At 53.5% G+C, this 14849-nt stretch carries 14 protein-coding genes; 11 read left to right on the top strand and 3 right to left on the bottom strand.

Features of this window, described 5'->3' with window-relative positions:
* The first annotated feature begins 99 nt into the window (after positions 1 to 99).
* From MKX51_RS22860 to thiI, 3 genes are all read left to right on the top strand, one after another.
* Positions 100 to 810 (top strand): lytic transglycosylase domain-containing protein, encoded by a 711-nt coding sequence (locus tag MKX51_RS22860; RefSeq protein WP_340993985.1) that lies wholly within the window; start codon positions 100 to 102, stop codon positions 808 to 810.
* Between the two features lie 112 nt (positions 811 to 922).
* Positions 923 to 2074 carry a cysteine desulfurase family protein gene (locus MKX51_RS22855; protein ID WP_340993983.1) on the top strand — a complete coding sequence of 384 codons (1152 nt, stop codon included), beginning with the start codon at positions 923 to 925 and terminating at the stop codon, positions 2072 to 2074.
* Positions 2075 to 2131: 57 nt separating this feature from the next.
* The gene (gene thiI / locus MKX51_RS22850; RefSeq protein WP_340995686.1) at positions 2132 to 3373 is read left to right on the top strand and encodes a tRNA uracil 4-sulfurtransferase ThiI; all 1242 of its coding nucleotides are present in this window, start codon (positions 2132 to 2134) and stop codon (positions 3371 to 3373) included.
* On the opposite strand, the gene MKX51_RS22845 is transcribed toward thiI, so the two are convergent.
* On the bottom strand, positions 3355 to 4044 hold the full coding sequence (locus MKX51_RS22845) for a TerC family protein (protein WP_340938879.1): 690 nt from the start codon (positions 4042 to 4044) through the stop codon (positions 3355 to 3357). The two genes, thiI and MKX51_RS22845, sit on opposite strands and share 19 nt — an antisense overlap.
* Positions 4045 to 4226: 182 nt before the next feature.
* Here MKX51_RS22845 and MKX51_RS22840 point away from each other — a divergent pair, with 182 nt between their 5' ends.
* The 6 genes from MKX51_RS22840 to MKX51_RS22815 all read left to right on the top strand — a co-directional run bounded on the left by MKX51_RS22840 (position 4227) and on the right by MKX51_RS22815 (position 9907).
* Positions 4227 to 4889 (top strand): TerC family protein, encoded by a 663-nt coding sequence (locus MKX51_RS22840; protein ID WP_340938880.1) that lies wholly within the window; start codon positions 4227 to 4229, stop codon positions 4887 to 4889.
* 210 nt (positions 4890 to 5099) lie between these two features.
* Positions 5100 to 5612: a hypothetical protein gene (locus MKX51_RS22835; protein ID WP_076075875.1), complete on the top strand. Its 513-nt coding sequence runs from the start codon at positions 5100 to 5102 to the stop codon at positions 5610 to 5612.
* Between the two features lie 255 nt (positions 5613 to 5867).
* Positions 5868 to 7712 (top strand): translational GTPase TypA, encoded by a 1845-nt coding sequence (gene typA, locus MKX51_RS22830; RefSeq protein WP_036724305.1) that lies wholly within the window; start codon positions 5868 to 5870, stop codon positions 7710 to 7712.
* 151 nt (positions 7713 to 7863) lie between these two features.
* Positions 7864 to 8160 carry a YlaH-like family protein gene (locus tag MKX51_RS22825; protein WP_340938881.1) on the top strand — a complete coding sequence of 99 codons (297 nt, stop codon included), beginning with the start codon at positions 7864 to 7866 and terminating at the stop codon, positions 8158 to 8160.
* Positions 8161 to 8247: 87 nt separating this feature from the next.
* Positions 8248 to 9354, top strand: a complete 1107-nt coding sequence (locus tag MKX51_RS22820) for an LCP family protein (protein WP_340993982.1) — start codon at positions 8248 to 8250, stop codon at positions 9352 to 9354.
* Between the two features lie 100 nt (positions 9355 to 9454).
* Positions 9455 to 9907: a pyridoxamine 5'-phosphate oxidase family protein gene (locus tag MKX51_RS22815; RefSeq protein ID WP_036690242.1), complete on the top strand. Its 453-nt coding sequence runs from the start codon at positions 9455 to 9457 to the stop codon at positions 9905 to 9907.
* 34 nt (positions 9908 to 9941) lie between these two features.
* Here the strand turns inward: MKX51_RS22815 and MKX51_RS22810 are convergent, their stop codons facing one another.
* Entirely contained in the window at positions 9942 to 10517 is a 576-nt protein-coding gene (locus tag MKX51_RS22810; protein WP_076075880.1) for a YhcN/YlaJ family sporulation lipoprotein, read from the bottom strand.
* A gap of 106 nt (positions 10518 to 10623) precedes the next feature.
* On the opposite strand from MKX51_RS22810, the gene MKX51_RS22805 reads away from it, so the two are divergent.
* Together MKX51_RS22805 and MKX51_RS22800 are read left to right on the top strand one after the other, a co-directional pair.
* Positions 10624 to 11955, top strand: coding sequence for a PhoH family protein (locus MKX51_RS22805; protein WP_036724299.1), 1332 nt, complete (start codon positions 10624 to 10626; stop codon positions 11953 to 11955).
* Positions 11956 to 12361: 406 nt separating this feature from the next.
* Positions 12362 to 13594, top strand: a complete 1233-nt coding sequence (locus MKX51_RS22800) for an extracellular solute-binding protein (protein ID WP_340993981.1) — start codon at positions 12362 to 12364, stop codon at positions 13592 to 13594.
* Here MKX51_RS22800 and MKX51_RS22795 read toward each other — a convergent pair.
* Positions 13586 to 14722, bottom strand: a complete 1137-nt coding sequence (locus tag MKX51_RS22795) for a coiled-coil domain-containing protein (protein ID WP_340938886.1) — start codon at positions 14720 to 14722, stop codon at positions 13586 to 13588. The genes MKX51_RS22800 and MKX51_RS22795 overlap by 9 nt on opposite strands.
* Positions 14723 to 14849 lie beyond the last annotated feature (127 nt).

The raw sequence follows: 14849 nt of genomic DNA, 5'->3' as shown, positions 1-14849 counted from the left end.
AGGTCTGAGGTCTGTTTTTTCGCTTAGGCATATAGTAATTGCTGTGAATAAATAGTAAAGTTCAAATATAAGACTTCGCGTGAAAGAGGGAATGAATGCATGTCAATCAATGCCGCTGCGCCAAGCGGTCAGTTGAAATGGGTAGACCTGAGAAGCTCAAGCATGAAGCGTGAGGATACCCAATCGAACGCCGGAGTGACCGGTGCCTCGGCAGCGGCGTTCACTGCAATGCTTCAGCAGGCAGCCGGTACGTCTCAAGCCACTGACAGCAGCAATAAAAGCACATACGTTGCTCTTGCAGGTACCTCTTCGATGGATAATCTGCTGTGGCAGCAGCTTGGGGAAGCAGCAGAGGCAAATAGCGGCATTTCCGGGGAAATAACGCAGACCGTGCCGACGGATTATGAACAGCTGATTCAGACTGCCAGCGCGAAATATGGCGTTCCGGTTGATCTGATCAAGGCGGTTATTGATACGGAATCCTCCTTCAATCCGAATGTTGTATCTTCTGCCGGTGCCAAGGGACTGATGCAGTTAATGGACGGAACGGCTAACGGACTGGGTGTCTCTGATCCCTTCGATCCTGCCCAGAGCATTGACGGCGGCGTACGATACCTCTCGTACCAGCTTAAGCGGTATGACGGACAGGAGAAGATGGCGCTGGCCGCCTATAATGCCGGACCGGGCCGGGTGAACAAGCTTGGAGTCAGCACCGATGCTGAGCTTATGGCGAACCTCTCCGGGCTTCCGAAGGAGACTCAGGCCTACATTGCCAAAATAGAACGCGCCCGCGCGCAATTCGCGGTATAATATAAGGATCAAACGGAATCTGCACTCTGCTTCTTTGGGGGCAGGCCGTTTGATCCTTTTTGCAACATATAAGCAGTTATGAATTCTGATCAACAAAGGAGAACGCAGATATATGCTGTATTGGGATTATGCCGCTGCTGCCCCTCCCTATGAGGAGGTTGTGCAGACGCTGGAGCAGGTGATGAGGAAGCACTTCGCCAACCCCTCTTCCCTGCACCGGGCGGGAGAAGAGGCGGACAAGCTGATCAAGCGTGCGCGTGAGGTGTGCGCAGCTGCGCTTGATGTGTTGCCGCAGGAAATACTATTCACCTCGGGGGCTACCGAGAGCAACAATCTGGCGGTCAAAGGAGCTGCGCTGCAGTATCAGAGCAGAGGGCGGCATATTGTGACCACGGAGCTGGAGCATTCTTCGGTCTACGAGAGCTGTCTTCAGCTGCAGAAGCTGGGCTGGGAGGTTACCTTCGTACCACCTGACTCTCAGGGAGTGATCGAACCCTCGCGGATTGCCGCTGCGGTCCGGCCGGATACGGTGCTGGTGAGTGTGATGCATGTGAATAATGAGATCGGCACGGTACAGCCGCTGCGTGAGATCGGACAACTGGTCAAGGCGGTGAACCGCCGGACGCTCTTCCATGTAGACGGCGTGCAGGGCTACGGGAAGCTTGAGGCTCCACTGAAGGCCTGGCAGGCAGATCTGTACAGCCTGTCCGCGCATAAATTACGCGGGCCGCGCGGGACGGGAATTCTCTATGTCAGAGAAGGCGTCACGCTGTTTCCCTTGTTGACTGGCGGTTCCCAGGAACAGGGCAAGCGCGCCGGGACAGAGAATGTGCCGAATATTGTAGCTTCAGCCAAGGCCATGCGGATGAGCGGGGAACAGCGGGAGGCCTTCAGCGACCGGATTCGTCCGCTCAAGGCACAGCTGGAGAATTATATAGCAGGGATACCAGAGCTTGTACTGAACAGCAGGGAGGACGGGGCGCCGCATATTGTTCACTTCTCTTACCCCGGCATGAAGGGGGAGGTCTTGGCCCGCAGGCTGGAAGAGCTCGGGATGGCGGTTGCCACACGCTCCGCTTGTTCCTCGCGCCAAGCCGAGCCGAGCCGGATTCTGCTGTCCATGGGCAGGGATACCGCCGCTGCGCTTGGCGGCATACGGATCAGCCTGGGGGACAGTCACACGCAGCAGGATGTGAGCAGGCTGGAGCAGGCACTGCTGGCAGCCGTCCAATCCTTGAAGATTGCAGAAGGAGGCATGAAATAACCAATGACAACAACTGAGACAGGTAGCGGAGTACAGAATGCCGGATACGGAAGCAGCATGGACTATGCCGATATGCTCCTGCTGCGCTTCGGGGAGTTCATTCTCAAAGGAAAGAACCGCAGCCGGTTCGAGAAGACCGTACTGCGGCATGTGAAGGAGATGGTGAAGCCGTATCCCAATGTGAAGCTGACCCGGGAATTCGGGAGGATCTACGTCGAATTGAACGGTGAACCCGCAGGAGAATTAACAGAGGCGCTCGTAAAAGTATTCGGGATCGCCTCAATTAGCCCGGTGAAAGTCTCCCGGCCGGAATTCGAGGATATTCTTGCGGCCAGCCGGACCTTCCTCCACCTTCTTGCTCCGGCGGCGGGAACCAGCTTCAAGGTTAGTGCGCGCCGGGTGTGGAAGGGCTTCCCACACGGCTCTATAGAGATGAATAAGCTTATAGCTACACCGCTGCTGCAGGGATATCCGGGGCTGCTGGTAGATGTGAAGTCTCCCGATCTGGAGCTGAAGATTGAGATTCGTGAAGAGCATACTCTTATTTTCTGTGAGAATATTGCCGGAGTCGGCGGCTTCCCGCTGGGAACGAACGGCAAGGCTATGCTGCTTCTCTCCGGCGGGATCGACAGTCCGGTTGCGGGCTGGTCAGCGATGCGCAGGGGGCTGGAGGTAGAGTGCGTCCACTTTTACAGCTATCCATATACGAGCGAGCTTGCCCGCCAGAAGGTTGTAGATTTGACGCGTATCTTGTCGCGTTATGCCGGTGTAATTAAGCTGCATCTGGTTCCGTTCACGGAGGCGCAGACCTCTTTTACCGGGATCGGGCAGGATAATCTGATCATTACACTCATGCGCCGGGCTATGCTGCGGATTGCTACCGCCCTTGCGGAGAAGGAGGGGGCGCTTGCGCTGATTACCGGCGACAGTCTGGGCCAGGTGGCCAGCCAGACCCTGCCAAGTATGAATGTAATCGGGCGTGCAACGGCTCTGCCGCTGCTGCGTCCGCTGGTGATGATGGACAAGAGTGAGATTGTGGAGCTCTCGCAGACTATCGGTACGTATGACTTGTCCATCCTGCCATACGAGGATTGCTGTACGCTGTTCGTGCCCAAATCGCCGACGACGAATCCGAATCTGCGGATTGTAGACAAGATTGAAGCGACGCTGCCGGGCTATCAGGCCTTACTCGATACGGCGGTTGCCGGAACCGAGACCGTACTCATTACACCTTATGGCAATGAGAAGCCGGAGGACTTGGTACCTGCGCAGGCAGGACTTCAGGAAGAGTGGTTCTGAACAGCGAGGTGTGTCCGGCGGCGCTTCCAGTGTCCCGCAGCCAGGATACCGGCAATTACTGCGGCGATGAAGAGAACGTGCAGCAGCGGATGTGTCTTGAAGTAAGGGGCGATGAATTTCTCACCGGCAATCATACTGGAGGCTGTGAAGCCGAGTACGCCTGACCCGAGATAAATAATCCATGGATATCGGTTGATTAACCGGATAAACAGGGTACTTCCCCAGACCACAATAGGCACACTGATCAGCAGTCCCAGCACCACTAGCGTAATATTATGATTCGCTGCGCCGGCAACAGCAATGACGTTGTCCAGTCCCATGGCTGCGTCGGCGATCACAATTGTCCTAACAGCCGCCCACAGCGTTCCGCCGGCCTGAATGTCCGTCTCTGCACTGCCGCCGGACAGCAGCTTGTAAGCTATAAGGATCAGCAGCAGCCCGCCGATTGCCAACAGCCATGGAATCTTAAGCAGCCACACCACAAGAATCGTGGCGATAATCCGCAGGATTACCGCACCGCCTGTGCCAAGCAGAATCGCCTGCTTCTGCCGTTGTCCTTGCAGGTTCCGCGCGGCCAGGCCGATGACGATGGCATTGTCGCCTGCCAGAATCAAATCGAGGAACACGATATTCAGCAGAGATAATATGAAATCCGTAGCGGATGTATTCATCCCGGGTCACTCCTATAGGTTTGGTGGCTTGCTATCCCCTGCTGCGAGTCAGGCCGGAGACTATAGATATACGCTGCAATACGGCCGTACATGCGCAGTTTCTAAAATAGCGGGACAAGATGCATAGCTTGTCGCCCCCCGGCATACATGTAGATACATGGAGTTCAGGGAGGCTGAGGTGGATGGATTCATTATTGCTGCTTGGTGAAATTCTAATGATTAATCTGGTGCTCAGCGGAGACAATGCTATGGTCATTGCGATGGCCAGCAAGAATCTGCCGGAGAAGCACAGGAAGCTGGCAGTCTGGTGGGGGGCCGCCGGAGCAGTCGCGCTGCGCTGTATCCTGACCTTCGCCGCAGTGCTGCTGCTCAAGATTCCCTATATCGAAGCCGGAGGGGCCATGCTGCTGCTCTGGATTTCCTTCAAGCTGCTGCTTGAGGACGAGGAAGAGCTGAGAATTGAGGGAAGCCCCAGCGTATGGAAGTCGGTACGTACCATCCTGCTGGCGGACTTCATCATGAGCCTGGATAATGTACTGGCGATTGCCGGGCTGGCCAAAGGGGATCTGGCACTGATCGTGATCGGGATTGCGATCAGCATTCCGATTGTCGTCTGGGGGAGCGGCATTATCGTGGGCTGGCTGCACCGCTTCCCGGTGCTGGTCTTCATCGGCGCCTATATTCTGGCGTATACCGCCGGGAACATGCTGCTGCAGGATGCCAAATTCGGCCCGGTGATTTCGTTCCTGCTGCCGACGCTTCATGCCATGCTGCCGATGCTGCTGGGCATTATTGTGGTTGTCACGGGCATGCTGAAGCACAGAAAAGTATCTGCAGGCAGATAACCGGCAATAATAAGGCTGTACCAAAAGCTGGAAGGCTTTTGGTGCAGCCTTATTTCTTTTTTTTCGAGAATGCCCCGCCGGGATGTGTGAAGAATGATGGTGTTTTATGCGTTTATCAGCTAAAATAAAGGGAAACCTGTCGCCGGATTTGCCTGCTGAAGGGGCACCGACCGGTGAAAAGACACGAAATTTTGAAGGGATAGGTGAAAGATGTCTTCCAAAAATGACATGAAACTGGGTGTATTCATCGCCGCCGCCGGGCTCGTGATTCTGCTGGGCAAGCTGGGGGTGTTCGGTTTTCTGGGACGGGCGTTATGGCCGCTCATCATTCTGGTTCCGGGCCTGTTCCTGCATGTGCTCTTTTTCACCCGCCGCGCTTCTGCATCTGTACTCATTCCTGCGGGTATACTATCGGTGTATGGTTTGCTCTTCGGCTTATGCAATACCTGGGGCTGGGACCTTATGAGATACTTATGGCCTGTTCTTCTGCTGGGGATCGCAGTGGGACTGTATGAATATTCGCTGTATGCTTCAGGCAGAACCGGAGGGTTAACTACAGCCGCTGTGATCCTTGGATTGCTTAGTGTAGTGCTGGTTATCTTCACCCTGCTGGGTACTGGTGCGCTCTATCTGCTCGGCGCTGTGCTGGTTGCTGCGGGACTGTGGCTGATGCTGGGAAGAGGCAGACCGGGAAGCCGCAAGAAGTGGAACGGTGGCTGGTAGAACAGATCGTCTACACACCCTAATAGGACAATTCAAGACCGCTGAGCCGGACATGAGGCAAAATTAGAAAATTTAAGCGGACTTGGCAACGTTTTTTTTCAGAAAAAGACTTGCTTTTCATAGTACTTTCACTATAAAATTAAGGAATGTTGGAGCGTCGGCTTTCTGCCTGGCGCTTCTTTTGTGAGACTGCCGTGACATGCTAAGAATTTAAACAGTTTTAATTTGATAAATGAGAGGATTTGGATACAAATCATGCATTCAAGAAAAGATATCCGTAACATTGCGATCATTGCCCACGTTGACCATGGTAAAACAACACTCGTCGATCAGCTTCTCCAGCAGTCCGGGATTTTCAGCGCGCACGAGCACGTTCAGGAACGCGCCATGGACTCTAACGATATCGAACGGGAACGTGGAATTACAATCCTAGCTAAAAATACAGCAATCACTTATAAAGAGTTCCTGATTAACATCGTAGATACACCTGGACACGCTGACTTCGGCGGCGAAGTAGAACGAATCATGAAGATGGTTGACGGCGTACTGCTCGTTGTTGACGCTTATGAAGGCTGCATGCCGCAGACCAAGTTCGTACTCCGTAAGGCGCTGGAACAGCACCTGACCCCAATCGTAGTCGTGAACAAGATTGACCGTCCGGCTGCGCGTCCGAAGGAAGTTATTGATGAAGTGCTGGACTTGTTCATTGAGCTTGAAGCCAGTGACGATCAGCTTGAATTCCCTGTAGTCTATGCTTCTGCGCTTAACGGCACATCGAGCATGAATGCTGAGAAGCAGGATGAGACCATGCTATCCCTTTATGAAACCATCGTTGAGCATATCCCGGCTCCAACCGAGAAGGTTGAAGAACCGCTGCAGTTCCTGGTCACTCTGATGGACTACAACGAATACCTGGGCCGTATCGCCATTGGCCGTGTGAACCGCGGTGTAATCAAGCAAGGCCAGTCTGTTACAGTCATTATGCGTGACGGCAAGAGCAAGACTGCCCGTATCGAGAAGCTGTTCGGCTTCCAGGGTCTGAAGCGTGTGGAGACAGAAGAGGCCGGCGCAGGCGACATCGTGGCTATTGCCGGTATCAAGGATATCAACATCGGTGAGACGATTGCTGATCCGCAGCACCCTGAAGCATTGCCTGTTCTTAAGATTGACGAGCCAACGATGCAAATGACTTTCCTTGTAAATAACAGTCCTTTTGCCGGTAAAGAAGGTAAATGGGTAACTTCCCGTAAGCTTCGTGAGCGTCTGTTCAAAGAGTTGGAAACGGATGTGAGCTTGCGTGTGGATGAAACGGATAGCCCTGATGCGTTTATCGTTTCTGGACGCGGTGAGCTTCACCTTGGTATTCTGATCGAGAATATGCGCCGTGAAGGTTATGAGATGCAAGTGTCTAAACCACAAGTAATCATTAAGGATATCGATGGTGTCAGATCCGAGCCGCTTGAGCGCCTCATGATTGACATTCCGGAAGAAAGCATGGGCTCCGTTATGGAAAGTCTGGGCAGCCGTAAAGCCGAGATGGTCAACATGATTAACCACGGCACCGGCCAAGTCCGTCTGGAATTCCTGATTCCGGCACGCGGTCTGATCGGCTACAACACACACTTCCTGACGCTGACACGCGGCTACGGTGTAATGAACCATGCCTTTGATAGCTATGCTCCACTGGTTGGCGGCCAAGTTGGCGGACGTCATCAGGGTGTGCTTGTAGCAAGTGAAAGTGGCACAACAACTCAATATGGAATCGTGGGTGTTGAGGATCGTGGTATTCTCTTCCTGGATGCAGGTACAGAAATTTATGAAGGTATGATTGTAGGTGAGCATACCCGTGATAACGATATTATCGTTAACATTTGTAAAGAAAAAGCACTTACCAACATGCGTACCTCAGGCAAAGATGATACTGTAAAAATGAAGACTCCACGTACCTTCTCTTTGGAAGGCGCGCTTGAATACTTGAACGATGATGAATATTGTGAAATCACTCCTAAATCTGTACGTCTGCGCAAAAAGATCCTGAATAAGGGCGAACGCGAGCGTGTAGAGAAGCAGCGTAAGGCGGCGCAAGCCAGCCAAGCGTAAGCTGATAACAATGAAGCCGCCGGAATAATCCGGCGGCTTTTCTCATTGTACAGGCGGGGATCTTTCAAATTACAGGGATTAATAGCAGTATAAAACGGCTGCGGGTGATATAATGTAAGCGTAACTTATGATCCGGGAGGAGTGACGGGCTATGCAAAGCTGGTTCGCTGAGCATCCAGTTATCGCTTACATTGTCATTTTTATCTTACTGACTTATGTGTATAACCAAGTATTCCGCGTCAATCAGAAGCTGCCGATCGGCAAAGAGATCGTACTGTATGTGATGATGGCGGCAGGCTCAGGCATGCTTCTTATCTTCCAGCATGACAAGCTGCCGATCATCCAGTGCCTGCTTGTAGCGGTGGGGCTGATGCTGCTTGTGCGGGTCCGCTACCTGGTGGAGGCCCGGCAGAAGCGCAAGGCTGCAGCGGCTGCAAAACGGCAGTAGGCGCAACTTTTGATGACAGGGCTCGTCTAAGTTATTACGAAGTGATCTGCTTCAACTCCAGTTGAATGAAAAGGAACTAAATGGATTATGAATACAAGCAAGGGCAATTTGCCACCCAGAAGGAACGGCCAGCAAGGAAGCACCACCCCTACTAACCGGCAGCAGCCGAGGTCTGCTGCTTCAGCTTCAAACGCAAAGAAAAAAGCGCGGAAACCGAAAAAGCGCGGATTCTTCGCCCGGCTGATGAGAGTGCTGCTCATCATTCTCCTGATAGCTGTTATAGCAGCAGTAGGTTACGCAGGATATTTGTACTGGAAGGTGGACCACGGAGGATTCGGAGTGGACCAGCCGGTTGCGGCAGGACAATCCGCCTCGGAGAAGCCGCTGACGATGCTGCTGCTTGGAACGGACAACCGTCCGAAGCACCCGTCCAACCTGACAGATGTGATCATGGTCGCGGCCTTGAACCCGGAGACCAAGTCGGCTACGGTGGTCTCATTACCCCGGGATACATATGTCGAGCTTGGCGGGTACAAGAAGACGAAGATCAATGCCTTTTACTCCCGCTTCAAGAGCAAGGAGAAGACCTCCGGGACTCTGGCCGAGGATGAGATGAAGAAGATGATGGGCAAATATCTGGACATTAAGGTAGATTACGCAACCGTGCTGGATTTCCAGGGCTTCCGTGATATTGTGGATGAGTTCGGCGGCGTAGATGTTAATATCAGTGCCAATATGTGTTACACGGACAGTGTGGACGGCACCAATATTAATCTTAAAAAAGGCGAAGCCAAGCTAAACGGAGATAAAGCGCTGGATTATGTGCGTTACCGCAAGTCCAACTGCAAGCCGGCGACGAAGCCTTCGGATGATTTTGAACGCAATAAGCGCCAGAACGAGGTACTGACTTCATTGATCTCCCAGATGCAGTCGCTGGGCGGTGTTCTCAAAATCGGCCGGGTGCTGGATGCGGTGGACGATAATCTGGAGAGCGATATTGAGAATGCGCAGATTAAGAGCCTGATCGCTACGTATTGGGATATTTCCAAGGAGAATGTCGAATATGTACCGGTAACCGGAACCTGGCGCAGCCCCTATGTATATATTAACGATAAGGAGCTGGACGCAGCCAAGAAAAGCCTTCAGGACCGGATATCCGGAGTGTCCGCTGCAGTGGTCTCAGGCCAGCCTTGAGCAGCAGGCAGGGTACAATCTGTAAATTGAATGCAAGTTTCGTCCTGTGCTATAATATAATAAATTGAATGTATTCTTGCTGCATAGGGGGCCTGTAACTATGTCTGAAGCCGTTGCTCAGCTCAATGAAACTCTGCTAGCTATGCTGCAATCGGAGACGTTTGTTCTTCTTAACACTGTGGATGCAGAATCCGGCGGACCTACGTCGACTGCGATCTCCTGGATCTATGCTGTGAGCCCTTCCATTGTCCGGCTGGCTGTGGACCACCGCTCCAGACTGGTGAACAACATGAAGGTTAACCCGAGGGTAACGATTACTGTGTTTGGTGAAGGGACGGTGCATGCCATTAACGGTCATGCTGCGGTTCGGCTGGACCCGCTGCCGGATGTTCCGTTTAAGATGTGCTGTTTTGATATTGAGATTGAAGCGGTCCGCAATGCGCTGTTCTATGGTGCGCACCTGGAATCTGCTCCGAAATATGCGAAGGTATACGATGCACGTGCGGCTGAGAAGCTGGACGGACAGGTGTTTGCCGCCATGCAAAAAGCCTAGTGTGCTATCACTAGGCTTTTTTTGAAATTAGCTCCTACCGGGTATTGCCTTGCGGCTCTATATCCTCCGGCAGCTGCGGAATGATCCGGCCGATAATATCGGCCATCTCGGAGGCGAAGCCTGAGACCGGGTTGCCCTTGGAGATATGCTTGCCCATCTCGGCCAGTCTGCTGCTGAGGTCCATGTCGGCAGTCACCAGGACTCTTACGCCCCTAGGGTCCTTGCGGATCGCTTCGGCTACCGAATATTTCACGCTTCCGACCCGCGAACGGGTAAGGGCGCCGTCCACATCAATGCCGACCACGGCAAGGTTGTTCATGACGACACAGTGGACGCCTTCCACACCTGGGACTCTTCGCGCTAATTGTTCAAAATGATCCTTGAGTGCCACATCGCTGTCGCGCTTGCCTTCTGAAGGCTGTCCCGAGTCCGGGGTGGGCTCCTGTACGGCTGTACCATCTTCCGACAATGTCCGCACTCCGCGGTTCCCCTGGCTGTTTAAAGTGCCAGCTGATTGTTTATCCTGAGGAGAGGGTGATGTCTCTTTATTAGCGATACCGCAGCTTGTCAGCAGCAGCAGTACCAGTAACAGACACATTGATTTTCTCATATGTGCGTACTCCTTTCAGCCTGAGAATTAGTGATTTACCTTATCTTGCCCTTGCTGAAAAGAGTTATGTATGATCAATCAAACCAGGCGCTGTGGAGGGGATAACATGAAAAAGATATTCGTACTGGACACTAACGTGCTGTTGCACGACCCCAATTCGATTTTTGCTTTCAAGGCGAATGAGGTGGTCATTCCTGCTGTAGTCCTGGAAGAAATCGACTCCAAGAAGCGTAATGCCGATGAAATCGGCCGTAACGCCCGCACCGTATCGCGTCTGTTAGACGGACTCCGGGAGCTGGGCCACCTGCATAGCGGGGTGGTACTGGACCATGGAGGCACGCTGAAGGTGGAGCTTAACCACCGCAGCTTCGTCAAGGTACAGGAGATGTTCGGCGAAGTCTCCAATGACAACCGGATACTCGCTGTCGCGCTCAATTATCTTCATGAGGAGAACGAGAAGGCTGACCCGAGTCCTGTGGTGCTTGTAAGTAAAGATGTTCTCGTCCGCATCAAAGCGGATGTGCTTGGCATAACTCCGGAGGATTATCTGTCCGACCGCACCGGCGATCTGAATGAGCTGTACTCCGGCTGCCAGTCGCTGATGGCCCATCCTTCACTGATTGATGAATATTACAGTCACCGGTTCCTGCCCACGAAGCAGCTGGCGCTGTCCTATCCGCTGTATCCGCATGAATTCGTCATTCTGAAGGATGAGATCGGCAGCGGCAAATCAGCGCTGCTGAAGGTCAACAGCGATGCCTCCCGTCTGGAGCCGCTCTATCTGGGCAATGATGCGGTATGGGGCATTAGCGCCCGGAATGCGCAGCAGCGGATGGCGCTTGAGCTTCTGCTGAATGATGACATTCCGCTGGTGACCATCACGGGCAAGGCGGGAACAGGCAAGACGCTGCTGGCTCTCGCCGCCGGATTGTTCAAGGTAGAGGATGAGCACAAATACAAGAAGCTGCTGATTGCCCGCCCGGTGGTTCCGATGGGTAAGGATATCGGTTATCTGCCGGGAGAGAAGGATGAGAAGCTCCGTCCATGGATGCAGCCGATTTATGATAACCTCGAATTCCTGTTCGACACCAAGAAGGCAGGGGATATCGATAAAATATTGATGGGTCTGGGAAGTATTCAGGTTGAGGCGCTAACCTATATCCGCGGCCGCTCCATCCCGTCGCAGTTCATTATCATTGATGAGGCGCAGAACCTGTCCCGCCACGAAGTGAAGACGATTGTCTCCCGGGCCGGCGAGGGCAGTAAGGTGATCCTGATGGGTGACCCCGAGCAGATAGACCACCCTTATCTGGATGCGGCGAGTAACGGACTCAGTTACATCGTTGAGAAGTTCAAGCAGCAGGGGATTAGCGGACATATCACGCTGGAGAAAGGCGAGCGTTCGCATCTGGCCCAGCTGGCGGCCGATCTGCTGTAACCCGCCAAAACAACACCCAACAAATATTATTCCCGCCGGGAGCTAACCACTCCCGGCTTTTGTATGCCCTCCCCCTTACGGCGGGAAGGGAGTTTCTGTGGTTAGCTGAAGCAATAAGGCGACAGCACTGGAGGGGAATTTTGGAACTGTAGGAGCGGGAGCGTCCGCCTTTGTATACGGATTTCAACCGCGAACAGCGGTTTGGATCAAGAAATCTGTATACAACAGCGGCCGGAAGTCCAAATATTCACCGTAGGTGCGGCTACCGCCAACTTGCTACCATGTTCCTTAGGTGCTCCTATCCCGCCGTTTCCTTCTATATAAAGAGAACGGTTTCACAACCCAAGACAAGCGCCTGCATCTCTGCTAAAATGAGGAATAAGAAACGCTGAAGGAGAGGGCGCATGTGCTGAAACGCAAAAATTACTGGCTGCTGTTTGCAGTTCTGCTGCTGGCCCTGACAAGCCTGTCACCCAGCATGGAGCTGAATACGGATCATAGAAGCTATCCGCCCAGACAGCCGCTGGACCAATCAGAGCGTCCTCCTTCAGGGGAAGCAGGGGAAATCGAGAGCCTCCAGATCCGCGTCTCGCTCAGTACGGAGGAGTTCAGCGTGCTGGAGCAGATTAGCAAAGAGTACACTTTATCCAGCGGAGTCAGCGTGATCCTTAAGAATGTAGAGGCGGAAGACGGGGGAGCACAGGTGCGTGATGAACTAACCATTGGGACAAGCCCGGATATTGTGATGCTGGACGGCCACAGCATCTATGATCTGGCGACCCGGGGCTATTTGCTGCCGGTAGATATCTACCAGAGTGTTCCCGGGAGCACGCCGCTTACGATGCTGATTCCGCAGATGCAGTGGAACGGATATAACTGGGGCGTGCCGCTGGATATCGATCCCTATGTCCTTGTGTATTCGCCGGAGCGGCTCGCCGGAATGGGTTTTGCGGAGGTGCCTGCAAGCCTGGAGCAGTGGAATATGCTGCTAGGCCGGCTGAAGGAGGACCCGGAGAAGAAGCGTTATCTGCTGGCTATGGATACGCGGAATCCGTACGGATATGCCGCCGTACTGCATAGTATGGGCAGCAGTTTGCGCTCCGCCAGCCTTGAGCAGGCTCAGTGGACAGAAGCGGCGCGCAGCTATTTGTATCTGACCAGCCGGTTCAATAAGGAGATCTGGGAGCTGCTGCAGGATGGGAAGCTTGCGGTGGCGGCTGTGCCGCTCTCGGAGTGGGAGAAGCACGGGAATTCGACGCTGGCGGTGCAGATGCCGAAGAAGCAGGAGGGTATACCGAGCTACGAGGGTATTCACAGCCGTTTTTTTGCCCTTCCTGCACAATCCGGCAGTCCGGAAGCAGCGGTCAAATGGCTCGCCTACGTGACTTCAAGCACGGCCCAGCTGGAATGGCTGGAGAACACGGACCGTCTGCCGGCACTGGATGAGCTGTACCGGGCAACTCAGCCCAAGATTGGGAAGCTGCCAATGGAAGCCGGATGGTTCCTTGCAGAGGATAACACCCCCAGTCCCGGCTCTGAGGCAGAGTGGAACCGGAAGGCGGAGGCGGCGCTTGGTTTGTTAACCGGCAAGCTGAATGCCGCCGCTTATGAAGCGGTGGTAAAGCCTCCGTTAGAATGAGAGGGACAGCTTCACATGCAGGATGCCGTCCGAGCTTGAGACCTCGGTGGCCTGCAGGAAGGAGACAATCTTCGCCGGATAGAAGCCGAGATCGAATTCCTCCTCCAGAGCCTGGCGGGTGGTATCCGGCAGCTCCAGGCCATTGAATACCACATGATCAACATGGAACATCAAGCCGTTGACAGGCTCCTGCTGTATGGTATAGCGGCCGGTCAGCGACAGCGACAAGCCCCCGCTTTTACCCGTTGCCGAGACTGAATTGTCCTTGAACGCGAACCGGAAATCCTGGAACAGCGGGTTCTGGGTGACCAGGAACTCATTCAGATCCTTTTCGGAAAGGGCCAGATTATAGGTCATCCCCTTGCGTACCAGCACGCCATCCCGGCTCTGGACGAACTCCGGCAGCTGCTTCATCGCAGAAGCCAGCGCTTTGAAATACTTCCGCACCTCATGCAGTCCGATATTCTCCCAATATTTACTGAACTCCTCCAGCAGCCGCTCCATACTCTGAGGATCTGTACTGGCCTGAATCCCGCCTGCAATCTCCTTATCTAAGGCAAGCATACGCTTCTGCTGCTCTTCGAGCGCCGTTTTGAGCTCTGACAGCTCCTGACTGCTGCGCCGGGCGGCCGTGAGTGTGCTTTTCAAATCCTTGTACTGCGTCTCATATTCCGTGAGCGTCTTCCGGTCTTGCCCCATAATAATCTCATAATAATCGAATAGAGCGATTAGCCTGCTGATGCTTTTGGCGGAGAGGAATGCGGTAAGAAGTCCATCCCGTTCCCCCATATAATAGGCCCGCACAACAGCACCTGCCCGTTCCTGCTGATCTGCGATATTATTCTGCTTGGCAGCAGCTTGCTCCTCCAGCTCAGCGGCTTTGTGCTCCAGCGTCTGTTGTTCTGCAGTAATCCGGGCAATCTCACGTTCAAGCTCTGCGGAGGACAGCGTCTGCTCCAGCAGCTTGCGGGTCTCTTCATCATCCGGCATAGAGGGCGGCGGAGCGCTGACTCCTGAAGGGGAACCGGAACCGGCGGACAGATAGACCGGAGAAGCCGGCGGCATAGCGATGCAGGTGAGGATCAATATTGCTGCGAATAACCGGCGAACCGTATTACGGGATAACACTTGCACCACCACCTTGAACAGAGTTAGACAGGTATGTACTATTCATATGTTTCAGCCTGTTAAAATATCATACCCTGTTTTGCGTCTCCCCGAACTACAATTTTGCAAACAAAAAGAACGGAAATGC

The organism is Paenibacillus sp. FSL M7-0420, from assembly GCF_038002345.1.
GTDB lineage: Bacteria > Bacillota > Bacilli > Paenibacillales > Paenibacillaceae > Paenibacillus_AQ.
Note: the sequence above shows the minus strand (reverse complement) of the source record. Positions and strands in the feature narration are given on the sequence as shown.

What these genes read in the sequence shown, in the direction of transcription:
- MKX51_RS22835 (WP_076075875.1), top strand. Translation starts at nt 5,100, where the DNA reads ATGTCTTCCAAAAATGACATGAAACTGGGTGTATTCATCGCCGCCGCC.
- MKX51_RS22815 (WP_036690242.1), top strand. Translation starts at nt 9,455, where the DNA reads ATGTCTGAAGCCGTTGCTCAGCTCAATGAAACTCTGCTAGCTATGCTG.
- thiI (WP_340995686.1), top strand. Translation starts at nt 2,132, where the DNA reads ATGGACTATGCCGATATGCTCCTGCTGCGCTTCGGGGAGTTCATTCTC.
- MKX51_RS22840 (WP_340938880.1), top strand. Translation starts at nt 4,227, where the DNA reads ATGGATTCATTATTGCTGCTTGGTGAAATTCTAATGATTAATCTGGTG.
- MKX51_RS22810 (WP_076075880.1), bottom strand. Translation starts at nt 10,517, where the DNA reads ATGAGAAAATCAATGTGTCTGTTACTGGTACTGCTGCTGCTGACAAGC.
- MKX51_RS22860 (WP_340993985.1), top strand. Translation starts at nt 100, where the DNA reads ATGTCAATCAATGCCGCTGCGCCAAGCGGTCAGTTGAAATGGGTAGAC.
- MKX51_RS22845 (WP_340938879.1), bottom strand. Translation starts at nt 4,044, where the DNA reads ATGAATACATCCGCTACGGATTTCATATTATCTCTGCTGAATATCGTG.
- MKX51_RS22805 (WP_036724299.1), top strand. Translation starts at nt 10,624, where the DNA reads ATGAAAAAGATATTCGTACTGGACACTAACGTGCTGTTGCACGACCCC.
- MKX51_RS22825 (WP_340938881.1), top strand. Translation starts at nt 7,864, where the DNA reads ATGCAAAGCTGGTTCGCTGAGCATCCAGTTATCGCTTACATTGTCATT.
- MKX51_RS22820 (WP_340993982.1), top strand. Translation starts at nt 8,248, where the DNA reads ATGAATACAAGCAAGGGCAATTTGCCACCCAGAAGGAACGGCCAGCAA.
- MKX51_RS22855 (WP_340993983.1), top strand. Translation starts at nt 923, where the DNA reads ATGCTGTATTGGGATTATGCCGCTGCTGCCCCTCCCTATGAGGAGGTT.
- typA (WP_036724305.1), top strand. Translation starts at nt 5,868, where the DNA reads ATGCATTCAAGAAAAGATATCCGTAACATTGCGATCATTGCCCACGTT.